Raw genomic sequence first — 21,902 nt, forward strand, 5'->3', positions numbered from 1 at the left:
GCGCGGGCTGGCCGGCCTCGGTTTTCCGATCCGGCGGCAAAGGTTTGGCGGGGCGTTGTGCTGACATTGGCCGGGATTATAATCCGCGGCATGAATGCAAGAACCGACTCGCTAGCCGACGCGCCCGCGCCGTCCGAAAAGGACGAGCCCCTGCCCGTCCCCGCCCCCTCCGCGCCCCCGGCCGCGCCGCTTTCCGCCCCCGCCTCCGAGGCGACCGAGCGCGGCGCGCCGGACCACCAGCAGTTCGTCGACTGGCTGCGCGCGGTAGCCCCCTACATCCACGCGTTCCGCGGCAAGACCTTCGTGATCGCCTTCGCCGGCGAGCTGGTCAAGGCCGGCACGCTCAATGCGCTGGTCAACGACGTCGCGCTGCTGCACGCGATGGGCATGCAGATCGTGCTGGTGCACGGCTCGCGCCCGCAGGTGGAAGAGCAACTGGCGCTGCGCCACGTCGAGTCGCAGTTCGCCGATGGCGTGCGCATCACCGACAACGCCGCGCTCGAATGCGCCAAGGAAGCCGCCGGCGAGCTGCGCCTGGACATCGAGGCCGCCTTCAGCCAGGGCCTGCCCAACACGCCGATGGCCGGCGCCCAGCTGTCGGTGATTTCCGGCAACTTCGTCACCGCGCGCCCGGTCGGCATCGTCGAAGGCGTGGACTACCAGCACACCGGCCTGGTGCGCAAGATCGACGGCGAGTCGATCCGCATGTCGCTCTCGCACGGCAAGGTCGTGCTGCTCTCGCCGCTCGGCTTCTCGCCCACCGGCCAGGCCTTCAACCTGTCGATGGAAGACGTGGCCAGCGCCACCGCCACCGCCATCAAGGCCGACAAGCTGGTCTTCATCACCGAGGTGTCCGGCGTGCAGGACGCCACCGGCCGGCTGATGCCGGAAATGTCGCTGCGCACCGCCGTCGAGCGGCTGCAGAACAACCACCTGCCGCCCGAAGTGGCCTATTACCTGGAACACCTGGTCAAGGCCCTCAAGGGCGGCGTGCCGCGCGCCCACCTGATCCCGTTCGAGCTGGACGGCTCGGTGCTGCTGGAGCTGTTCCTGCACGACGGCGTCGGCACCATGATCTCGGACACCGACCTCGAAAGCCTGCGCGAGGCCACGCTCGACGACGTCGGCGGCATCGTCCAGCTGATCGCCCCGCTCGAGCAGGACGGCACGCTGGTGCCGCGCGGGCGCCACCTGATCGAGCGCGACATCGCCAACTTCTCGGTGATCGAGCACGACGGCGTGCTGTTCGGCTGCGCCGCGCTCTACCCCTACCCGCGCGAAGGCATGGCCGAGATGGCCTGCCTGACCGTGTCGGCCGAGGCGCAGGGCACCGGCGACGGCGAGCGCCTGCTCAAGCGCATCGAGCGCCGCGCGCGCAGCCTCGGGCTGGACCGCCTGTTCGTGCTCACCACGCGCACCGAACACTGGTTCCTCAAGCGCGGCTTCGTCCATGCCAACGTGGACGACCTGCCCGAAGACAAGCGCAAGCTCTACAACTGGCAGCGCAAGTCGATGGTGCTGATGAAAAAACTGTGACGACCGTGGGGGTAGCCGGAAGGCTGGCCCCCGCTTCGCTACAATAGCGCCCTGCAATGGCGCGGCGCGCCCGCCGCGCCGGCCACATCACACGACTACAAGGAGTTCCCCATGGCCCGCATGGTCCAATGCGTCAAGCTCAACAAGGAAGCCGAAGGGCTCGACCTGCCGCCGCTGCCTGGCGAACTCGGCAAGAAGATCTGGCAAAGCGTGTCCAAGGAAGCCTGGGCCGGCTGGCTCAAGCACCAGACCATGCTGATCAACGAAAACCGCCTCAACATGGCCGACACGCGCGCGCGCCAGTACCTGCTCAAGCAGACCGAGAAGTATTTCTTCGGCGACGGCGCCGACCAGGCCCAGGGCTACGTGCCGCCGCCGCAGGCGTGATGGCGGCTGCCCGCGGCCAGGTGCCGCGGCAGTGAAGCGCAAAAAAAGGGTGCCGCGAGAGGCACCCTTTTTGTCGGCCGGACATCCTGTCGGCCGGAAATCCTGGCGCGCGGCTCAGAAATCGCTGCGCTTGACCCCTTCCGGCGTGCCCAGCAGCAGCACGTCCGCGCCGCGCAGCGCGAACAGGCCCACCGTCACCACGCCGGGCACGTGGTTGATGGCCTCTTCCAGGCCCTTCGGGTCGGCGATCTTCAGGCCGGCCACGTCGAGGATCACGTTGCCGTTGTCGGTCTTGTAGATGCCGCCTTCCTTCGTCATGCGCAGGCGCGGCTGGCCGCCCAGCGCGGCCAGCTTGCGCGCCACCGCGGCGCGTGCCATCGGAATCACTTCCACGGGCAGCGGGAACGCGCCCATCACTTCCACCAGCTTGCTGCCGTCGGCGATGCAGACGAAGCGCTGCGCCACCGAGGCCACGATCTTCTCGCGCGTGAGCGCGCCGCCGCCGCCCTTGATCATGGCGCCGCTGGCGTCGATCTCGTCGGCGCCGTCCACGTAGACGGGGATTTCGTCGACCTCGTTGAGGTCCAGCACGTTGAAGCCATGCTGCTGCAGGCGGCGGGTGGATGCCTCCGAGCTGGAGACCGCGCCGGCGAAGCGGCCCTTGAACGCCGCCACCGCATCGATAAAGAGGTTGGCCGTGGAGCCCGTGCCCACGCCGAGCACCGCGCCGGCCGGCACTTCCTTCTCGACATAGTCGGCCGCGGCTTGCGCCACCAGCGCCTTGAGTTCATCCTGAGTCATGACAACAGCCCGTCTGCTTGGGGGAAACCGCATAGTGTACCGGAATGCCGTGGCATCGCCGGAGGCGGCGCGGGGCGGCGGTACAATGGCTGCGAGGCCGGCGCCCGGCCCCCGCACGACGGCTCCGGGCACCGGCCAAGGCATTGCGCCTTGCACCGCCCTCCCCTGCCGGGAGCGCAACGATGTACGGCGGCGCGCGCGGCCCGGCATGCCGGCCGCGGCGCCATCCACCCTCTCTAACAGCGACTCACCGACCATGAACCAGCTCGATCAGCTCAAGCAGTTCACCACCGTCGTGGCGGACACCGGCGATTTCCAGTTGATGAAGCAGTACACGCCGCAGGACGCCACCACCAATCCCTCACTGATCCTCAAGGCCGTGCAGAAGGCCGAGTACCGCCCGCTGCTGGACCAGGCCGTGCGCGACAACGAAGGCCGCGACGCCGTCATGGACGCGCTGCTGATCGGCTTCGGCTGCGAGATCCTCGCGATCGTGCCGGGCCGCGTCTCCACCGAGGTCGACGCGCGCCTGTCCTTCGACACCGAGGCCACCGTGGCCAAGGCGCGCCACCTGATCGCCCTCTACGAGCAGCGCGGCATCGCGCGCGAGCGCGTGCTGATCAAGATCGCCTCCACCTGGGAAGGCATCCGCGCCGCCGAGGTGCTGCAGCGCGAAGGCATCCGCTGCAACATGACGCTGCTGTTCTCGCTGGCCCAGGCGGTGGCCTGCGCCGAAGCCGGCGCGCAGCTCATCTCGCCCTTCGTCGGCCGCATCCTCGACTGGCACAAGCAGAAGGCCGGCGACAAATGGGACGCCGCCGCCAACGCCGGCGACGACGATCCCGGCGTGCGCTCGGTGCGCCAGATCTACGACTACTACAAGAAATTCGGCTACGCGACCGAAGTGATGGGCGCCAGCTTCCGCAGCACCGGACAGATCCTCTCGCTGGCCGGCTGCGACCTGCTGACCATCAGCCCCGACCTGCTCGAAAAGCTCGCCGCCACCGAAGGCCAGGTCGAGCGCAGGCTGTCGGTGGACCAGGCCCAGGCCGCCAACATCGCGCGCATCGAATGCGGCGAAGCGGCCTTCCGCTGGCAACTCAACGAAGACCAGATGGCCACCGAGAAGCTGTCCGACGGCATCCGCCTGTTCGCGGCGGATGCGGTCAAGCTGGAGGCGCTGATCGCGCGCTGAGCGTGGCGGCTCAGGCGGCCGGCGGCACCGACCAGTCTTCCACGCTGACACCCGGGTAGGCGGCGAAATCGCGCACGTTGTTGGTCACGACGATGGCGCCCTCGGCCAGCGCGTGCGCCGCGATCAGCTTGTCCAGCGCGTCGGCCTTGCGCTCGCGCGTGGCCGCGCGGATCGGACCATAGGCGCGCGCCGCCGCGCTCGTCAGCGGCAGCACCGGCACGCGCGCCACCAGCGCCGCCAGCGCGCGGCGGGCCGCTTCCGGCTCCCGCGACATGGCGATGCCGTATTCCAGTTCCGCCAGCGTCACCGCCGACAGCACCACATCCCCTTCGAAGCACGCTTCCAGCCGCTGCGCCACGTGCGGCGGCTGGTTCTTCATCAGGTAGATGCACATATTGGTGTCGAGCATATACCTGGCCATCAAAGCCCTTCCCGTTCGGCCTGCTCCTGCCGTTCGCGCCCGCCGGCGAGAAAATCCTCGGGAAACGCCGCGAACACGTCCAGCAGCCCGGTCAGGCGCTTGCGCGCCGGGCGGATGCGCAGCTCGTCGCCAACCCGCTCGATCTCGAGCGGCATGTCGCTGTCCGGATAGGCAAGGTCGGCGGGAATCCGTATCGCTTGCGAATTCCCGTTGCGGAAGATGCGGGTGTGGTGCATGGCAGCCCCCTGATAAGCACTGGATGCAGGAAGTCTAGCACGGCGGCGGGCGATGTACATCCGGGATGTACATCGCCTTACGCGAACCCGATCGGCTTGCGGCAGCGCCACGCCGCCGGCACGACCGCCACGGCCAGCACCGCGAACGCCGCTGGCACGTACACCATCGCCCAGCGGTCGAAATGGGCGAGCGATGCCATCGCCACCGGCAGCAGGCCGCCTACCACGGCCTGCGCCACGTTATAGGTCAGCGCGATGCCGGTCACGCGCACCGGCGCGGCGAAGCTGCGCACCAGCAGGTTGTACATCATTGGTGTCAGGCCGGTGCCGAGGCCGATCACGGCGAAACCGTAGCGCAGCGTGGCGGGATCGGGCGCAATATAGGTAAGCAGCAGGCCCGCGACCAGGATCGCCGCGAACAGCGCGACGGCCTTGCTCCAGCCGAGCACGTCGAGCAGGCAGCCGCCGGCCAGCGTGCCGGCGGCCATGCTGGCCAGCAGCCACAGTTGCGCCTGGTTGACCACCGCGCGCGTGAAGCCCAGTTCCACCTGCAGGTAGGTCATCGGATAAAGCGCCGAGCTGGCCAGCACGCCGGCGGTGGCCGTGCTGGCCAGCAGGCACAGCACCACTTCGCGCGGATGGCGCCGGAACAGCGCGCGGAACGGCATGGTTTCCGAGAGCTGTTTGCGCTGGCGCATCTCTTCGAACACCGGCGTTTCGCTGACATAGCGCCGCAAATAGGCCGACAGGAAACCGAACAACCCGCCGAACAGGAACGGCAGGCGCCAGCCGGACTCCTGCAATGCCGCACCGGGAAAATAGCCGCTCACTGCGATCACGGCCAGCAGCCCGCCGAGCGAGCCCACGGTGAACGCCGCCCCCAGCGAGCCGGTGGCAAGGCCCAGCCGGCGCGGCGGCACATGCTCGGCGATGAAGGTCAAGGCAATGGGCAGTTCCCCTCCCATTGCCAACCCCTGGCACATGCGCAGCGCCAGCAGCAGCAGCGGCGCGGCAGCACCGATCTGCGCATATCCCGGCAACAGACCGATGGCGAAGGTCGGCGCGGCCATCAGCAACAGGCTGACGGCGAACAGACGCTTGCGCCCGAGCCTGTCGCCCAGCATCGACAGCAGGATGCCGCCGAAAGGCCGCACCAGATAACCCGCGGCGAAGATGCCGAGCGTCTGCAGTTGTCGGATCCAGGCCGGGACCTCAGCCGGGAACATCACCGCGCCCAGGACCGGCGCCAGATAGATGAAGATGATGAATTCGTAGAACTCGAGCGCGCCACCGAGGGTGGACAACCCGAGCACGCGGTAGTGCTCGCCATCGAGCCGGGGCAGCGCGCCGTCCCCGGCCGGCGCGGCGGCACTTTCCGCTTGCGCTGGAATATCGTTCATGCTGGTGTCTCCGAATGAGAATGGCCAGGCGCGCACGCGCCGGCCCGGACGGTTCAGAACTGGTGCTTCATGCCCAGGTAGACCATGCGGCTGCGCGCGCCGGCGTCCTGCGCCGGCAGCTGGAGCGAGCCGTTGAGCGAGCCGCCCCAGAAGTTGTAGCGGCCCTTGCGCTGGTTGCGCAATTCGACGAAAGACAGGTCCATCGACGTGCGCTTGCTGAGCCGGTACTGGTAGCTCACCGACAACATGCGTGCGCCGGTGCCGTCGACGGTCTGGCCGTTGTCCTTCATCGATAGCGCCTGCCCGTAGGTCATCGCCATGCCGTGCGGCCCGGTGTTGTAGTTGAGCGGCACGGCGAACGCATAGCGCCGCTGCCCCCGCCCGCTGGCACGGTCGCGCACGCGATTGTGGTCCACCAGCAGGCCGAAACCGAAGCCGCGCCAGGTGTAGCCCAGCGCCAGCCGGTCGGCGGTCTGGTCCAACTGGCCGACCGTCTGCGCCGGCAACGCGCCCTGGCTGTCGCGCTGCATGTGGAACAGGCCGGCCTTGAACGCGCCGCGCGTGTAGGTGGGCGCCAGATACCAGGTGTGGTTGCGCCCGGCGCCTGGCTGCTCGGCGTCGAAGGAAAACGACACCATGCCGGAAAAGCCGTTGAGGTCCGGGGCCTCGTAGCGGACCGTGTTGTTGAGGAAGCTGCCGGCGAAGTGCGCGCCGTTGATGGAGCCCAGCACGTTCAGCGAGTTCGCCGCCAGCGGCGCCGCATCGAAGGCGCCGTGCGGATCGTTGATGAACCAGTGGTGGCTGAAGTACACCGACTGCCGGCCAAGCAGCAACCGCCCCCAGTCCGCCTGGTCCAGCCCCATGTAGATGCCCCGGCCCGCGCCGCGCACGCCGGTGTCGGCGCCGAAGTTCCACTCCAGGTGATAGAGCGCCTTGAGGCCCTTGCCAAGGTCCTCCCTGCCGTCGAAAAAGAAGAAGCTGGTGTTGTCGGCAAGGCGCGCGGCGCGGCCCTGGCCGCCGGTCGAAGTCGAATCGAGGCCCAGCTTGATCTGCCCGCCAAGCAGGACATTCTGGGCTGCGCCACGCCCGGGGATGCACGCCGCCAGTACCAGCACGGCCGGAATCAGAACTCTCATCTTGTCTACCTCCTTTTGTCGTTGTCTTTGCCGTTCCCCATTTCCCGACGTCGACCACCCCCTCAATTTACTTTCTAATTTAGACTTCAAAATTCATGCTATAACAAAGCACCATCTTGATATGTGGTTGGAAACCCTAGGTTTCACGGCGAAAATTAACCGAGATGCCACGCAAGAAGTGCTTGAAGTCTGCCTACATCACAACTAATATAAGTTCGAATTACAAAGTAAATTGCCGCCATCACCCAAACCAGGCATGCGCGGCGGACAAGGAGACATCCGTGACCACCACCCCTCCCCCATGCGGAGATGCCGCTGCCGCGCCGGACCTGCAGACGCAGTACAGCGGCGGCACGGCGGCACCCCGCCCCGTCGCGGATGCCCTGTTCGCGCGCCACCTCGCCCGCCTGGAGAACGCATGGCTGGCCTGCCGCATACGACATTGCTGGAGCGCGTTTCCCGAAATGCCGGGGCACTACCCCGACAGCGAGGCCGCGCAAGCGGCTGCCGCAGCGGCCTTCGACGCCATGCTGGGGCGGCCCTTCGCGCTGGAACAGCCCGGCATCACGGGCTGGCTCGGCCACCCGGAATTGCCCGAAGCCTCGCCCTACACACGCCGCCCGCTCGGCATCCGCTACCCGCAGTCGGACCTGGACACCTTGTTCCCGGCGGCCGAGACCGCGATCTCCGCTGGCTGGCGCCAGGCCTCGCCGCAGCAGCGCGTCGGCGTGCTGATGGAGATCGTGGAGCAGCTCTATCGACGCTTGTTCGAGTCGGTGCAGGCGGTCTTCCACACCACAGGGCAGAGTTTCAACATGAGCTACGCCGGCTCCGGCGTGAACGCGCTGGACCGCGCCATCGAGGCGATCGCCCACGCCTGGGACGCCATGCGCCAGGTGCCGGACACCGCCACCTGGGAGCGCCGGTTCGGCGCCTCACGTGTTGCGCTGGACAAGCGCTACCGGCTGATGCCGCGCGGCGTGGCGGTGTGCTTTTGCTGCGCCAGCTTTCCCACCTGGAATGCCTGGCCGTCCATCATGGCGAGCCTGGCCACCGGCAACGCCGTGATCGTCAAACCCCACCCCACCGCCGTGCTGCCGATGGCGCTGACGGTGAAGCTGATGCGCGCGCAACTGGCTGCGGCCGGGTTCGACCCCAATCTGGTGACGCTGGCGCTCGACACGCCTGCCGCGCCGCTGGGCAAGGCGCTGGTCAACCATCCGCGCACCGCCATCGTGGACTTCACCGGCAGCGCCCGCTTCGGCCAGTGGGTCGAGCGCAACGCCCACCCGGCGCTTTGCTACACGGAGACCAGCGGCTGCAATACGGTGGTGCTCGAATCCTGCGACGACCTCGATGTGGTGCTGCGCAGCCTCGCCACATCGCTGTGCCTGTTCTCGGCGCAGATGTGCACCAGCCCGCAGAACATCTACGTGCCGCGCCACGGCGTGCGCACGCGCGCCGGCACGGTGCCGCTCACCGACGTGACGCAGCGCCTGGCGCAAGCCATCCGCGCGCTGGCGGGAGATCCGGCGAGAGCGGCAACGATCCTGGCAGCGATCCAGTCCGACCAAACGCTGGACCTGCTCGCCGACCTGGCGGCACAGGGCGCGGCGCGCGGCAAGGTGCTGCTCGCCTCCACACCCTATTCCCATCCGCAGTTCCCGCAGGCGCGTACCGCCACGCCGCTCATGCTGCAAGTCACCACCGCGCAGCGCGATCTGTACGCGCAGGAGCGCTTCGGGCCGGTCTCGTTCGTCATCGCCTGCGACGATGCCGACGACGCGCTGGCCCATGCCACGGCGGACGCGCGCGCCGCCGGCGGCCTGACGGCCTTCCTCTACTCGACCGCCCCCGCCTTCGTGGCGCGCGCGGAAGACGCCTACGCGCTGGCCGGCGCGCAACTGACCATCAACATGAGCGGGCCGATGCCGCTGAATTTCGCCGCGGCCTACAGCGACTACCACGTCAGCGGGCTCAACCCGGCCGGCAACGCCAGCCTGACGGACCATGCCTTCGTCGCCGCGCGCTTCCGCATCGCGCAGGCGCGCGAGCCCCAGGCCGCCTGAAGCCGACGCCGGCACGAAGGCACCGCGCATGGCGCGGCAGAACAATGCAGTACCCCAACAAGGAGACATCATCATGGGCATCAACGACATTGCCGTGCTGCAAGGCGGCTACGGGCCGATCGGACAGGAGGTGGTACGCGACGACCTGGAGGTGATCGGCGAGATCCCGGCCGACCTCAACGGCCTCTACGTGCGCAACGGCCCCAACCGCCGTTTCGAAGCCGCGGGCCGCTATCACTGGTTCGACGGCGACGGCATGCTGCATGCGGTGCGCTTCGAGCGCGGCCGCGCGCAGTACCGCAACCGCTGGGTCATGACCGATGCGCTCAAGGAGGAACTCGCCGCCGGGCAGGCACTGTGGAAAGGGGTGAAGGAGCCGCCGCGCCGCGACCGGCCCGACATGCCGCTGAAGAACACGTCCAATACCGACGTCAAGTACCACAACGGCAAGCTGGTCTCGATGTGGTACCTCGGCGGCGCGGTCTACCAGTGCGACGCGGGCACGCTCGACACGCTCGGCAAACTGGAGCCGGACGCGCGCCTGGCCGGCCTGCCGATCTCGGCCCATTCGCGCGTGGATGAACGCACCGGCGAATTCATCTTCTTCGCCTACGGCAAGGCGCCGCCCTACATGCACTATGGCGTGATCGGGGCCGATGGCGCGCTCAGGCATCTCATCCCGGTGGAACTGCCCGGACCGCGCCTGCCCCACGACATGGCCATCACGCCCAACTACACCGTCCTGCACGACTTCCCGCTGTTCTACGACATGGACGCGCTGGCCGCCGGCCGCCACAAGCTGAAGTTCCATCAGGGGCTGCCCAGCCGCTTCGCCGTGGTGCCACGCCACGGCGACGCCAGCCAGATCCGCTGGTTCGAAGCACAGCCCGCCTACATGTATCACGTGTCGAATGCGTGGGAGGAAGTCAATGCCAGGGGCGAGACCGAGATCGTCATGACCGGCACGCCGTTCCGGCTGCCGCGCGACCGTGACGGCCGCCTCGAAGCCGAGCGCATTCCCCTGATGCCCGCCAGCCTGGAACATGATTTCCTGTTCTACGAATGGCGCTTCAACCTGGCCACGGGCCAAACCAAGGAGCGCCTGCTCGACGACGTCGTCAACAGCGAGTTCCCGGTCATCAATTCGTGGATGCAGGGCTACCGCACCCGCTATTCGTGGAACGTGCTGATGGGACGCAACCGCATGCCCGAGCAGCCGCGCTTCTGCGGCCTGACCCGCTTCGACCTGGAAACCGGCTCGGTGCAGGCATATTCCGGCGGCGCCGACTACTGGTACAGCGAGGCCCCCTTCGCGCCGCGCGACAATTGGCAAGCCGAGGACGACGGCTATCTGGTCGGCTTTGTCTGGAACGGCCGCGACCAGCGTTCGGAGGTACACGTGTCCGATGCCCGCGACGTGGCGCAAGGACCGGTGGCGCGCATCCTGCTGCCGCAGCGCGTGCCGCATGGCTTCCATGCCACATGGGTGAGCCAGGCGCGCCTGGCAAGCGGACGCTGAGCGCAAGCCCGACACGCAACGAAAAACGGAAACCAGCACGACAACAAAAAAAGGCACGCCACCGCCGCCGGTCCGGGCGGATGGCGCCGCCAACCAGGAGACAAGCGTGATACTCGTACCGCAAGACAAGATCGCCCTTTTTACCGAACGCGGCTGGTGGGGTACCCAGACCCTGTGGGACCTGTTCCAGCGCAACCTGGCCGCGCACCCGCAACGCGAGGCGGTGGCCGATGCCCCCAATCGCGAAGCGCTCATGGACGGCGCGCCGCGCCGGCTGACCTATGCCGGGCTGGCCGAGGAAGCGCTGCGCATGGCGGCCGTGCTGTGCAACACCGGCCTGCGCAAGGATGACGTGCTGGCGGTCCAGCTCGCCAACGGCATCGAACAGTTCACCATCTATCTGGCCTGCGCCCGGCTTGGCATCATCGTCACGCCGGTGCCCGTGCAGTACCGCGAACACGAACTCGGCTACATCCTGAACCATGTGCGGGCGCGCGCCATCGTCACGGCCACGCGGATCGGCAGGCACGCCCATGCGGAGATGGCGCTGGGACTGCAACCGGCCACACCCTCGCTGACGCATGTGCTCGCCTACGGCAGCGCGGTACCGACCGGCGCGCTGGCGCTGGACCGCCTGCTGCCGCGCCCGGCCGACGCCGCGCGCGTCGAGCAGGCCGCGCGCGATGCCGCGGTCAGCGCCAACGACGTCTTTACCATCTGCTGGACTTCCGGCACGGAAGCGCGCCCCAAGGGCGTGCCGCGCAGCCACAACGAATGGCTGATCATCGCGCCGTCGATCATTGAAGCGGCGGGCCTCGCGCCGGGCGCGCGCCTGCTCAACCCGTTCCCGCTCGTCAACATGGCCGGCCTGTCCACCAACTTCGCGGCATGGGCATGGCTCGGCGCGTCGGTGGTGCAGCATCATCCGTTCGACCTGCAGGTGTTCCTGCGGCAACTGCGCGAAGAGCGCATCGACTACACCGTCGCGCCGCCCGCGGTGCTCAACATGCTGCTGCAGGAGCCGCAACTGCTCGACGGCATCGACTTCGGCCGGCTGCGCAGCATCGGCTCCGGCTCCGCCCCGCTGTCGGCCTGGATGGTGGAGACCTTCCATCGCCGCTTCGGCGTGCAGATCGTCAACTACTTCGGATCGAACGAAGGCGCCGCGCTGTCCGGCAATGCCGCCGACATCCCCGATCCGGCCCAGCGCGCAGCCTACTTCCCGCGCGCCGGCGTCAAGCGCTTCACCTGGTCGATCTCCACCGCGCAGAAGATCGAGACCCGCCTGGTCGATCCGGCCAGCGGCGCGGCCATCGAGGAAAACGGCGTGCCGGGCGAGTTGCGTTTCCGCGGACCGACCATCTTCAACTGCTACTGGAACGCGCCGGAACTGACGCGCAACGCCTTCGACGGCGACGGGTTCTACAAGACCGGCGACCTGTTCGAGATCGCCGGCGAGCGCCAGCAGTTCTACCGCTACGTGGGCCGCTCCAAGGACCTGGTGATTCGCGGCGGCATGAACATTTCGCCCGAGGAAATCGAAGGCCTGATCGTGGGCCATCCCAAGGTGCGCGAGGTGGCGGTGGTCGGCTACCCCGACGCCGTGCTCGGCGAACGCCTGTGCGCCTGCGTGGCGCTGCGCCCCGGCGCGGCGCTGACGCTGCAGGAACTCGGCGAGCATCTGCGCCGGCAGCACCGCATCGCCACCTTCAAGCTGCCGGAACGCCTGCTGCTGCTCGATGCCCTGCCGCGCAACCCCGTCGGCAAGATCCTCAAGCACGACCTGCGCGCCATGCTGGCCGAGGCGGCCGCCAGGGAGGCCGCATGACCGCCCCCTCGACACGCCCCACGCTGTTGCTGGTGCCCGGGCTGCTCAACGATGCGCGGGTCTGGGACGCGGTGCGGCCCGCGCTGGCGCCGCTGGCCGACATCCAGGTCGCCGCGGTGGACCGCCACGACAGCATCGGCGCGATGGCCGCCGCCGCTGCGGCCGGCCTGCCGACGCGCTTTGCCGTGGCGGGCTTCTCGATGGGCGGCTACGTCGCGCTGGAACTGGCGCGGCGGTTCCCCACGCGCGTCGCCGGCCTGGCGCTGATCGGCAGCGCGGGGCGCGCCGAGCACCCCGACGCCGCACCGCGCCGCCGTGCGCTGCTGGCACAGGCGCGGCAGGACATGCCGCGCGCCGTCGACGACATCCTCCCGTTCGCGCTCCATCCGGCCCGCCTGGGCGACACCAGGCTTACCGGCGCACTGCGCGCGATGATGGGCTCGATCGGCATCGACGCCTATGCGCGCCAGGTGGAGGCCGTGATCCATCGCGGCGACCAGCGCGACACGGCGCGCGGTTTCTCCGCGCCGGCGTGCGTGATCCACGGCCGCGACGACCGCGTGGTGCCACTGGCGCTGGGCGAGGAAATGGCGCGGCTGCTGCCGCGCGCGCAGGCGACCTGGATACCCGACTGCGGCCACATGGCGCCGCTTGAGCAGCCGGAAGCCGTGACCGCCGCGCTGGCCGACTGGCTCGCCGGCCTGGCCCCGGAAACCGGGCGGGGAAGACCATGAGGACCAGCGCAACGAGGACGGCCATGAAGACGATGACACCATCCCCCGGGCGCCGCCGCCTGCTGGCCGGCCTGGCGGGGCTGCCGCTGGCCGCGCTGGGCGCATTGCCGGCCCCGCTGCCGGCGCGCGCCACGGCCCTGGCATTCCCCGCCAGGCCGGTGCGCGTGATCGTGCCGTTCGCCGCCGGCAACACGCTCGACGCAGCGCTGCGCCTGGCCGGCGAGCACTACCGCGAGCGCACCGGCTGGCCGCTGGTGATCGAGGCGCGCCCAGGCGGCAGCGGCATCATCGCCGCGCGCGCCGGCGCCGGCGCGGCCCCCGACGGCTACACGCTGCTGCTGGCCAACACCGGCATGCTGGCCATCAACCCGCATACGTTCGCCAGCCTGCCCTACGATCCCGTGCTCGACTTCAAGCCGGTCACCGGATTCCTTGGCTCGTCGCTGGTCTTCGCCGTGCATCCCTCGGTACCCGCCGATACCCTGCCGGCCTTCGTCGCCTGGGCGCGCGCGCATCCCGGCAAGCTGTCGTTCGCCTCATTCACCGCCGGCAACAGTTCGCACCTGGCCGGCGTGCTGCTCAATCAGCGCGCCGGCCTCGACCTGGTCCACGTGCCGTACAACGGCACGCCGGCCGCGGTGCAGAACCTCGTCGGCGGGCAGGTGCAGGCGGCCTTCCTCCCTCTGCTGGCGGTGCAGCCGCACCTCGACACCGGCCGGCTCAAGGTGCTTGCCACCACCAGCGCCACGCGCTCGCCGCTGATCGCGTCCGTGCCGACCTTCCGCGAACTCGGCTACCCGGACCTGGAATTCGACGTCTGGGCCGCGCTGGTGGCGCCGTCGCGCACGCCGGACGAGGTGATCGGCAAGCTGCACGCCGATTTCGACGCGATCCTGCGCGACGCGGCGCTCGCGCAGCGCTGGCAAGCCTGGGACTTCGTCCCGCAACCGGGCACGCCGCGGTCACTGTCGGCCCGCATCCGCGCGGAATCGCTGCGCTGGGGCGAAGCCGTGCGGCTGTCCGGCTTCCGCGCCAGCCAGTAGCCGCATCCTCGTCTGCGCTTTCCCCTGCCTTCGTTCACCTGACGGACAAGCCATCAAATGAAACGCAACGCCCTTCCCCATCTGCTGCGCCTGCCGGTGTTCGCCGCGCCGATGTTCCTGATTTCGGGTCCGGAACTGGTGATGGCGGCATGTCGCGCCGGCATCGTCGGCGCCTTCCCCACGCCCAACGCCCGCCCGATCGAAATGCTGGACGACTGGATGCGCACCATCACCGAGGGTCTGGCCGCGGCACGCGCCGCCGCTCCCGGCGCGCAGATCGCGCCGTGGGCCGCCAACCTCGTCACGCACTCCTCCAATCAGCGCCTGCCACAAGACCTGGCGCTGGTCGCGCGCTACCAGCCGCCCATCGTCATCACCGCGCTAGGCAGCCCGAAGCCGGCACTGGAAATCGTGCACGGCTACGGCGGCCTCGTCTTCGCTGACGTGGTCAGTCTTGGCCTGGCCAGGAAGGCCGCGGCCGCAGGCGTCGACGGCCTGGCCTGCGTGTCCGCGGGCGCGGGCGGGCATACCGGCGCCCTGTCGCCGTTCGCGTTCGTCTCGGCGGTGCGCGAATTCTTCGATGGCTACCTGGTGATCGGCGGCGGCATCGCCGACGGCTGGGGCGTGGCGGGCGCGCTCGCGGCCGGCGCCGACTTCGTCTACATGGGCACGCGCCTCATCGCCACCGGCGAAAGCATGGCACCCGATGCCTACAAGCGCATGCTCGTGGAGAGCAACGCCGACGACGTGCTGGTCAGCGACTGCATCACCGGCACGCCCGCGAGCTGGCTCAAGCCCAGCCTGGTCGCCAACGGCCTGGACCCGGCCAACCTGCCGCCGCCGCCCGGGCGCAACTACGACAGCAGCCAGTCGTTCGCCGGCAAGCGCTGGACCGAGGTCTGGGCTGCCGGCCAGGGCGTGGGCGCCATCCGCGCGGTCGAGCCGGTGGCCACCGTGGTGGACCGGCTCGCGCTGGAATACCGGGAAGCGGCGCGGCGCTTCGCGGGCACGCGCTATGGAACGGATCCCGCCAGCGCCCGCGCCGGCATTGCAGACACCATCGACAGCCCTTCCGGAGTCACGGCATGAACCAGCACATCTATATCCTCGGTGGCAGCCAGACCGACTTCGCACGCGCGTGGTCGCGCGAGGGACTCGACATCAGCGACATGATGCGCGACGCCACGCTCGGCGCGCTGGCCGACTGCCGGCTGGACGCCGCGGCCATCGAATCGGTCCATGTGGGCAATGCGTTCGGCGAGATGCAGCGCCAGCAGGCGCACCTCGGCGCGATGGTCGCGCAGGTGGTGCCGGAACTGTGGGGCGTCCCCGCCATGCGGCACGAGGGCGCGTGCGCCTCGTCCTCGCTGGCGACGCTGGCCGCCATGACCGAGATCGAAGCCGGCCGCTACGACTGCGTGCTGGTGCTGGGCGCCGAGGAATTCAAGAACCTGCCCGGCGACGCGGCCTCGCGCAACCAGAATGCCGCGGCCTGGCAAGGCCGCGAAGACATCGACTGCCGCTTCATGTGGCCGGCCGTGTTTGGCCGCGTGGCCGGCGAATATGCGCGCCGCTACGGACTCGACCGGCGCTACCTGAACCGCATCGCCGAGATCAACTACGGCAACGCCCGCCGCAATCCGCTGGCGCAGACCCGCCACTGGGAATTCGCGGCGGACAGCTTCACCGACGACGACCAGGCCAACCCGCTCATCGAACCCGGCACCCGCCGCCAGGACTGCGGGCAGATCACCGACGGCGCGTGCGCCATCGTGCTGGCCTCGGCGCGCTTCGCCCAGGCCTACGCGGCGCGACGCGGTTCCAGCCTGGCGGACCTGCCGCGCATCCTCGGCTGGGGACACCGCAATGCCGGCATCCGTTTCCTCGACAAGCTCGACCGCAGCCGCGACGCCGCCTACGTCTTCCCCCACGTGCGCGACACCATCACCGACGCATGGCGGCGCGCGGGCATCGACGGGCCGGCTCAACTCGACGGCATCGAGACCCACGACTGCTTCACCACCACCGAGTACATGGCCATCGACCACTTCGGCCTGACGCCGCCCGGACAGAGCTGGCAGGCCATCGAGTCCGGCCTCATCGAGCGCGGCGGCAAGCTGCCGATCAACCCATCGGGCGGCCTGATCGGATGCGGCCATCCGGTGGGCGCCACCGGCGCGCGCATGCTGCTGGATGCCGCGCGCCAGGTCGGCGGCCGCGCCGGCGAGTGCCAGGTCGACGGCGCGCGCACCTTTGCCACGCTCAACATCGGCGGCTCGTGCGCCACCGTGGCGAGCTTCGTGGTCGGCGTGCGGGAAGCATGACGCGGCGGAGCCGCCCTCCTGCTTCAGCCGCGCCCCGGATACGTCACGTCGCGCGGCAGCAGCGGCTGCTCGCAGCGGTCGCAGACCACTTCCGGCACCAGCACCGCGCCACAGGTCCGGTGCGTCAACTGGAGGCTGTCCGGGCAGCCGGGCAGGTGCTGCCGGCCCCAGTAGCCAAGCGTGGCGATATAGGAAAACAGGTCGCGGCTGCGTGGGGTCAGCCGGTAGACGAAGCGGCGCGCATCGTCGCGCGAGGCCTCGCGCGTAAGCATGCCGGTGTTGGACAGCATTTTCAGCCGCGCCGCCAGCACGCTGGAACCGATGCCGAGCGCCTCCTGCAAGGCATCGTAGGTGTGGCATCCCACCATCACCGCCGCCAGCAGCAGCAGCACCCAGCGGTCGTTGAGCAGCTCCACCATGTTTTCCTGCGAGCGCCCGGCCTTGCCTTCGCTCAGCGCCTGGCCGGCCCAGCGCCGCGCACGCGGCGGCTGCGGGACCTGCGTATCGGGCAGGCCGCGCAGGTTGAAGGCCGGCGTCACGTCTTCGACCAGCACTTCGGCCCGGCAGTGCGAGCAGACCATCAGCGGCGTCATCTCGTGGCCGCACGCGCGGTGCGTCAGCCGGTCCGGCAGTGCCGCGCTGGGCCGCCCCCAGCGCTTTTCCCAGCGCCAGCTCATCAGCACGCAGGGATACATGGACAAACCCCTCGGCGTCAGGCAGTACTCGAGGCGCAGCGCCTGCTCCTGGTACGGCCGGGTCCGCAGCATGCCGAGCTCGACCAGGGCCTTCAGCCGCACGCTCAGCGTCTGCCGCGGAATGCCCAGTTGCTGATGGAAGTCATCGAAGCGCCGGGTGCCCAGGAACGCATGCAGCAAGATCGACAAGGTCCATCTGTCGCCCACATGCTCCATGACGTAGCCGATCGAACTATGCGTCAGCACGCGATGAAGGACGGCGGTATCGATTGGTTGTGGCATCGTGGCATCGAGTGACGAAGACCGCTCTATATTAATGCTTCCACGGTATTTCACTTCGATATCTGGATCGCCCCGCCGCCGGCGCGCTCAGGCCGGTGCCGCGGCCTCGTCCCACAAGCGCGGCAGCACCACCCCGGCCAGTCCGCGCAGCACGATGTCGGCGGTCTGGTCCAGCGCCGAGGGCTGGGGGTTGACCACGATGACGTGCGCGCCGTGGTCCCTGGCGACGCCGGGCAGGCCGGCGGCCGGGTAGACCAGGCCGGAGGTGCCCACCACCAGGCACAGATCGCAGGTTTCGGCGGCGTGCTCGGCGCGATAGCGCGCCACGCGCGGCAGTTCTTCGCCGAACCACACCACGCCGGGCCGCATCATGGCGTTGCACAGCCCGCAGCGCGGCGGCGTGCCGGGGATGGCGGTGGCCGGGTCGCAGCGGCCGCAGCCGTCCAGCCATCTGTCGGCGAACAGGTTGCCGTGCAGCTCGATCACGTCGCGGCTGCCGGCGCGCTGGTGCAGGCCGTCCACGTTCTGCGTGACCAGCGTGACCTTCTTGCGCTCGGCGAGCGCGGCCAGCGCGAGATGGGCGGGGTTGGGATGGGTGGCGGCGACCAGTTCGCGCCGGTGCAGGTACCACGCCCAGACCAGCGCGGGCTGGCGCCGGTAGGCGTCTTCCTGCGCGAGTTCCTCGGGGTCGAAGCGCGACCAGAGGCCGGTCATGGCGTCGCGGAACGTCGGCACGCCGGACTCCGCCGATACGCCGGCACCGGTCAGCACCATGATGCTGGCGGCATCGGCGACCAGGCCGCGCGCGGCCGCCAGCGACTGCGCGTCGAGTTCCGCCGTCATGGCGTCAGCGCGGCAGGCGGCGCTGGCGCACCGCTTCATACAGGCACACGCCGCTGGCCACCGAGACGTTGAGGCTTTCCACGCCGCCGGCCATCGGGATGCCGACCAGTTCGTCGCAGGTCTCGCGCGTGAGGCGGCGCATGCCTTCGCCTTCGGCGCCCATTACCAGGGCGATGGGGCCCTTGAGGTCGGCGTCGTAGACGGTCTTGTCGGTGCCGTCGGCGGTGCCGACCACCCAGATGCCGCGTTCCTGCAGTTCGCGCAGGGTGCGGGCGAGGTTGGTGACGGTGATGTAGGGCACGGTCTCGGCCGCGCCGCTGGCGACCTTGGCCACGGTGGTGTTGAGGCCGACGCTGCGGTCCTTGGGCGCGATCACGGCGTGCGCGCCGGCGCCGTCGGCCACGCGCAGGCAGGCGCCGAGGTTGTGCGGGTCGGTGACGCCGTCGAGCACCAGCAGCAGCGGCGTGCCTTCGATGCCGTCGAGCAGTTCGTCGAGGTTGAGCGCGAGCGCCACGTCTTCGGCGCGGGCCACCACGCCCTGGTGGCGGTCGGTGCCGGCCATGCCGCGCAGGCGCTCGGCATCGACCGGATGCAGGCGCACCTTGAGGCTCTCGGCCAGGCGGATGAAGTCCTGCATGCGGCGGTCGCGCCGCGCGGATTCTACGTAGACATCGGTGACGCCGGCGGCGTCCTGGCGCAGGCGCGCGGTGACGGCGTGAAAGCCGATCAGGAGTTTTTGTTTAGCCATGACGGGATTGTACCCGCCGGCACCCGCCGGGCGTTCGCGGCGGGGGCGCCGGTGATGGCGCCCCCGCCGTGCATCAGCGCTTGCGCGCCGCGCGGCTGCTCTTGCCGGCCGGCTTGCCGCCGCCCTTGGGGCCCGAGCCGAGATGCGCGGGCTTGGGCTTGGCGGCACGCTTGGCCGGCTTGCCGGCGGGCTTGGCGCCCTGCCCGGGGCGCGCCTTGACCGGCGTGATGACGGCCTCGAACACCGGCTGCTCCTCGATCACGCGGTCGAGCGTCTCGTCGAACGATTCTTCCGGCTTGGAGGTGCCGCCGAGCAGCGCCGCCAGCTGGCGGCCCTTCTTGCGCGCCGGCACGGCGTGCGCGGCGGGCACGCGCGGCTGGGCTTCGGTGACCGGCGCGCGGGCGCGCAGGTTCTTGGCCGACGGCTCCTGCACCAGGCGGAAGTCGATCTTGCGCGCGTCCAGGTCCACGCGCGAGACCTGCACGCGCACGCGGTCGGTCAGGCGGTAGCGGATGCCGGTGCGTTCGCCGCGCAGTTCGTTGCGCGCCTCGTCGTACTGGAAGTAGTCGCTGCCCAGTTCGGTGACGTGCACCAGGCCTTCGACGTAGAGCTCGTCGAGCTGCACGAAGATGCCGAACGACGTGACCGAGCTGACCGTGCCCGAGAACTCGCTGCCGAGCTTGTCGCGCATGAAGTAGCACTTGAGCCAGGCTTCGACGTCGCGCGAGGCTTCGTCGGCGCGGCGCTCGTTGGCCGAGCAGTGCAGGCCGAGCTCGTCCCAGATGGCTTCGTTGCGCTTGGCGCGCGCGGCGCTCAGCTCGGCCTTGGCGGCGGCGTCCTTGGCCTGCAGGCGGCGCGCCTTGGGCGCGATGGCGGTGTTCAGCGTCGTGCCGGGGGCGAACGCCGGCTGGTACTTGGTGTGCGCCAGCACGGCCTTGATCGCGCGGTGGACCAGCAGGTCGGGGTAGCGGCGGATCGGGCTGGTGAAGTGGGCGTAGGCCTCGTACGACAAGCCGAAGTGGCCGATGTTGTCCGGGCTGTAGACCGCCTGCTGCATCGAGCGCAGCAGCATGGTCTGCAGCATGGGCGCGTCGGGACGGCTCTTGATCTTGTCCATCACGTCGGCGTAGTCGGCCGCCTGCGGCTTGTCGCCGCCGGCCAGCGACAGCCCCACGGTCTTGAGGAACTCGCGCAGGTTCTTGAGCTTTTCCTCGCTCGGGCCGGCGTGGATGCGGTACAGCGTGGGATGCTTGAAACGCTCGAGGAAGTCGGCCGCGCACACGTTGGCGGCCAGCATGCATTCCTCGATCAGGCGGTGCGCGTCGTTGCGGGTGCGCGGCAGGATCTGCTCGATCTTGCCCTGCGCATTGCAGACGATGTAGGTCTCGGTGGTGTCGAAGTCGATCGCGCCGCGCTCGCGGCGGGACTTGAGCAGGACCTGGAACAGCTCGTACAGGTTCTGCAGGTGCGGCACCAGGTCGGCGCGCTTGTGCGCCTCCGGACCCTTGGTGTTCGACAGCACGGCCCAGACCTCGTTGTAGGTCAGGCGCGCGGCCGAATGCATCACGGCCGGATAGAACTGGTAGGCCTTGAGTTCGCCCTTGGCGGTGATGACCGCGTCGCACACCATGCACAGGCGGTCCACCTGCGGGTTGAGCGAGCACAGGCCGTTGGAGAGCTTCTCCGGTAGCATCGGGATCACGCGGCGCGGGAAATACACCGAGGTGGCGCGGTCGAGCGCGTCGGCGTCGAGCGGCGTGCCGGGACGCACGTAGTGCGACACGTCGGCGATCGCCACCACCAGGCGCCAGCCCTTGGCGCGGCCGATCTTGACCGGCTCGCAGTAGACCGCGTCGTCGAAGTCGCGCGCGTCCTCGCCGTCGATGGTGACCAGCGGCACGTCGCGCAGGTCGATGCGGTGGTCGAGGTCGGACTCGCGCACCACGTCGGGCAGCGCGGCGGCTTCCTTGGCGCAGGCATCGGAGAACTCGTGCGGCACGCCGTACTTGCGCACCGCGATCTCGATCTCCATGCCGGGGTCGTCGATGTCGCCCAGCACTTCCACCACGCGGCCGACCGGCTGCACGTAGCGGTCGGGATAGTCGATGATCTCGACGCTGACCACCTGCCCCACGCGCGCCTTGCCCTGCGACTTGGGCGGGATCAGGATGTCCTGGCTGATGCGCTTGTCTTCCGGCGCCACCACCAGCACGCCGCCTTCGCTGAGCAGGCGGCCGATCACGTAGCGGTTGGCGCGCTCGATGATCTCGACGATCTGGCCTTCGGGCCGGCCGCGCCGGTCGTAGCCGATCACGCGCACCTGGGCGCGGTCGTTGTGCATCGCCTTCTGCAGCTCGCGCTCGGGCAGGAAGATGTCGTCGTCGCCGTCGTCGCGGATCAGGAAGCCGAAGCCGTCGCGGTGGCCCTGCACGCGCCCGGTCACGAAGTTGGGCTGGTGGGCCAGCTCGTAGCGGCCCTTGCGGTTGAGTTCGATCTGGCCGTCGCGCTCCATCGCGGCGAGGCGTTTCTGGAATCCGTCGTGCTCCTTGCGCGTGACGGCCAGCGCCTTGGCGATGTCGCCTGCCGACAGGGGCGACCCGGACGTCCTCAGGACGCCGAGGATTTCTTCCCGGCTAGGGATCGGATAGTTATTTTGATTCAATTTTTATGGATAGTATTTGACAAACGTATTGCGGTCGCTATAA

Annotated in this window: 19 protein-coding genes; 10 read left to right on the plus strand and 9 right to left on the minus strand. The window is 69.3% G+C overall.

The window, feature by feature from the left end; genetic code table 11:
- The first annotated feature begins 90 nt into the window (after positions 1–90).
- On the plus strand, positions 91–1,536 hold the full coding sequence (gene argA, locus AC3WXD_RS32215; RefSeq protein ID WP_492325456.1) for an amino-acid N-acetyltransferase: 1,446 nt from the start codon (positions 91–93) through the stop codon (positions 1,534–1,536).
- Between the two features lie 111 nt (positions 1,537–1,647).
- Positions 1,648–1,923 carry an oxidative damage protection protein gene (locus AC3WXD_RS32220; RefSeq protein WP_020205310.1) on the plus strand — a complete coding sequence of 92 codons (276 nt, stop codon included), beginning with the start codon at positions 1,648–1,650 and terminating at the stop codon, positions 1,921–1,923.
- A 114-nt stretch (positions 1,924–2,037) separates the two neighbouring features.
- On the opposite strand, the gene rpiA is transcribed toward AC3WXD_RS32220, so the two are convergent.
- The gene (rpiA, locus tag AC3WXD_RS32225) at positions 2,038–2,724 is read right to left on the minus strand and encodes a ribose-5-phosphate isomerase RpiA (protein WP_059413365.1); all 687 of its coding nucleotides are present in this window, start codon (positions 2,722–2,724) and stop codon (positions 2,038–2,040) included.
- A 256-nt stretch (positions 2,725–2,980) separates the two neighbouring features.
- On the opposite strand from rpiA, the gene tal reads away from it, so the two are divergent.
- Entirely contained in the window at positions 2,981–3,919 is a 939-nt protein-coding gene (gene tal, locus AC3WXD_RS32230) for a transaldolase (protein ID WP_020205307.1), read from the plus strand.
- A gap of 10 nt (positions 3,920–3,929) precedes the next feature.
- On the opposite strand, the gene AC3WXD_RS32235 is transcribed toward tal, so the two are convergent.
- From AC3WXD_RS32235 to AC3WXD_RS32250, 4 genes are all read right to left on the minus strand, one after another.
- The gene (locus AC3WXD_RS32235) at positions 3,930–4,340 is read right to left on the minus strand and encodes a type II toxin-antitoxin system VapC family toxin (protein ID WP_059413364.1); all 411 of its coding nucleotides are present in this window, start codon (positions 4,338–4,340) and stop codon (positions 3,930–3,932) included.
- Entirely contained in the window at positions 4,340–4,576 is a 237-nt protein-coding gene (gene vapB, locus AC3WXD_RS32240) for a type II toxin-antitoxin system VapB family antitoxin (protein ID WP_492325457.1), read from the minus strand. The genes AC3WXD_RS32235 and vapB overlap by 1 nt, the downstream gene beginning before the upstream one ends.
- Positions 4,577–4,653: 77 nt before the next feature.
- Positions 4,654–5,976, minus strand: a complete 1,323-nt coding sequence (locus tag AC3WXD_RS32245) for an MFS transporter (RefSeq protein ID WP_492325458.1) — start codon at positions 5,974–5,976, stop codon at positions 4,654–4,656.
- A gap of 53 nt (positions 5,977–6,029) precedes the next feature.
- Positions 6,030–7,112 carry a porin gene (locus tag AC3WXD_RS32250; RefSeq protein WP_492325459.1) on the minus strand — a complete coding sequence of 361 codons (1,083 nt, stop codon included), beginning with the start codon at positions 7,110–7,112 and terminating at the stop codon, positions 6,030–6,032.
- 281 nt (positions 7,113–7,393) lie between these two features.
- Between AC3WXD_RS32250 and paaN the strand changes: the two genes are divergently transcribed.
- The 7 genes from paaN (at position 7,394) to AC3WXD_RS32285 (ending at position 16,629) form a co-directional block, all read left to right on the plus strand.
- Positions 7,394–9,181, plus strand: coding sequence for a phenylacetic acid degradation protein PaaN (gene paaN, locus AC3WXD_RS32255; protein ID WP_492325460.1), 1,788 nt, complete (start codon positions 7,394–7,396; stop codon positions 9,179–9,181).
- A gap of 73 nt (positions 9,182–9,254) precedes the next feature.
- Entirely contained in the window at positions 9,255–10,700 is a 1,446-nt protein-coding gene (locus AC3WXD_RS32260) for a carotenoid oxygenase family protein (protein WP_492325461.1), read from the plus strand.
- 106 nt (positions 10,701–10,806) lie between these two features.
- Positions 10,807–12,528, plus strand: a complete 1,722-nt coding sequence (locus AC3WXD_RS32265; RefSeq protein WP_492325462.1) for a class I adenylate-forming enzyme family protein — start codon at positions 10,807–10,809, stop codon at positions 12,526–12,528.
- Positions 12,525–13,262: an alpha/beta fold hydrolase gene (locus AC3WXD_RS32270; RefSeq protein WP_492325463.1), complete on the plus strand. Its 738-nt coding sequence runs from the start codon at positions 12,525–12,527 to the stop codon at positions 13,260–13,262. Before AC3WXD_RS32265 ends, AC3WXD_RS32270 begins: the two co-directional genes overlap by 4 nt.
- A 23-nt stretch (positions 13,263–13,285) precedes the next feature.
- A complete protein-coding gene (locus AC3WXD_RS32275; protein ID WP_492325464.1) occupies positions 13,286–14,305 on the plus strand; it encodes a Bug family tripartite tricarboxylate transporter substrate binding protein in 1,020 nt (339 codons plus the stop codon).
- 57 nt (positions 14,306–14,362) lie between these two features.
- On the plus strand, positions 14,363–15,394 hold the full coding sequence (locus tag AC3WXD_RS32280) for an NAD(P)H-dependent flavin oxidoreductase (RefSeq protein WP_492325465.1): 1,032 nt from the start codon (positions 14,363–14,365) through the stop codon (positions 15,392–15,394).
- The gene (locus tag AC3WXD_RS32285) at positions 15,391–16,629 is read left to right on the plus strand and encodes an acetyl-CoA acetyltransferase (protein WP_492325466.1); all 1,239 of its coding nucleotides are present in this window, start codon (positions 15,391–15,393) and stop codon (positions 16,627–16,629) included. The genes AC3WXD_RS32280 and AC3WXD_RS32285 overlap by 4 nt, the downstream gene beginning before the upstream one ends.
- A gap of 23 nt (positions 16,630–16,652) precedes the next feature.
- Here the strand turns inward: AC3WXD_RS32285 and AC3WXD_RS32290 are convergent, their stop codons facing one another.
- The 4 genes from AC3WXD_RS32290 to rnr form a co-directional block, all read right to left on the minus strand.
- A complete protein-coding gene (locus tag AC3WXD_RS32290) occupies positions 16,653–17,606 on the minus strand; it encodes a winged helix-turn-helix transcriptional regulator (RefSeq protein ID WP_492325467.1) in 954 nt (317 codons plus the stop codon).
- Positions 17,607–17,693: 87 nt separating this feature from the next.
- A complete protein-coding gene (locus AC3WXD_RS32295; protein WP_492325468.1) occupies positions 17,694–18,449 on the minus strand; it encodes an SIR2 family NAD-dependent protein deacylase in 756 nt (251 codons plus the stop codon).
- Positions 18,450–18,453: 4 nt separating this feature from the next.
- Complete coding sequence (rlmB, locus tag AC3WXD_RS32300) at positions 18,454–19,197, minus strand: 23S rRNA (guanosine(2251)-2'-O)-methyltransferase RlmB (RefSeq protein ID WP_020205303.1); 744 nt, start codon at positions 19,195–19,197, stop codon at positions 18,454–18,456.
- Between the two features lie 73 nt (positions 19,198–19,270).
- Positions 19,271–21,859, minus strand: a complete 2,589-nt coding sequence (gene rnr / locus AC3WXD_RS32305) for a ribonuclease R (protein ID WP_029044104.1) — start codon at positions 21,857–21,859, stop codon at positions 19,271–19,273.
- Between the last annotated feature and the right edge of the window lie 43 nt (positions 21,860–21,902).

The organism is Cupriavidus sp. FW216-B1 (assembly GCF_058789195.1).

Coding starts and splice junctions, on each gene's coding strand:
- argA (WP_492325456.1), top strand. CDS start 91: ATGAATGCAAGAACCGACTCGCTAGCCGACGCGCCCGCGCCGTCCGAA.
- AC3WXD_RS32220 (WP_020205310.1), top strand. CDS start 1,648: ATGGCCCGCATGGTCCAATGCGTCAAGCTCAACAAGGAAGCCGAAGGG.
- rpiA (WP_059413365.1), bottom strand. CDS start 2,724: ATGACTCAGGATGAACTCAAGGCGCTGGTGGCGCAAGCCGCGGCCGAC.
- tal (WP_020205307.1), top strand. CDS start 2,981: ATGAACCAGCTCGATCAGCTCAAGCAGTTCACCACCGTCGTGGCGGAC.
- AC3WXD_RS32235 (WP_059413364.1), bottom strand. CDS start 4,340: ATGGCCAGGTATATGCTCGACACCAATATGTGCATCTACCTGATGAAG.
- vapB (WP_492325457.1), bottom strand. CDS start 4,576: ATGCACCACACCCGCATCTTCCGCAACGGGAATTCGCAAGCGATACGG.
- AC3WXD_RS32245 (WP_492325458.1), bottom strand. CDS start 5,976: ATGAACGATATTCCAGCGCAAGCGGAAAGTGCCGCCGCGCCGGCCGGG.
- AC3WXD_RS32250 (WP_492325459.1), bottom strand. CDS start 7,112: ATGAGAGTTCTGATTCCGGCCGTGCTGGTACTGGCGGCGTGCATCCCC.
- AC3WXD_RS32260 (WP_492325461.1), top strand. CDS start 9,255: ATGGGCATCAACGACATTGCCGTGCTGCAAGGCGGCTACGGGCCGATC.
- AC3WXD_RS32270 (WP_492325463.1), top strand. CDS start 12,525: ATGACCGCCCCCTCGACACGCCCCACGCTGTTGCTGGTGCCCGGGCTG.
- AC3WXD_RS32275 (WP_492325464.1), top strand. CDS start 13,286: ATGAAGACGATGACACCATCCCCCGGGCGCCGCCGCCTGCTGGCCGGC.
- AC3WXD_RS32280 (WP_492325465.1), top strand. CDS start 14,363: ATGAAACGCAACGCCCTTCCCCATCTGCTGCGCCTGCCGGTGTTCGCC.
- AC3WXD_RS32285 (WP_492325466.1), top strand. CDS start 15,391: ATGAACCAGCACATCTATATCCTCGGTGGCAGCCAGACCGACTTCGCA.
- AC3WXD_RS32290 (WP_492325467.1), bottom strand. CDS start 17,606: ATGCCACAACCAATCGATACCGCCGTCCTTCATCGCGTGCTGACGCAT.
- AC3WXD_RS32295 (WP_492325468.1), bottom strand. CDS start 18,449: ATGACGGCGGAACTCGACGCGCAGTCGCTGGCGGCCGCGCGCGGCCTG.
- rlmB (WP_020205303.1), bottom strand. CDS start 19,197: ATGGCTAAACAAAAACTCCTGATCGGCTTTCACGCCGTCACCGCGCGC.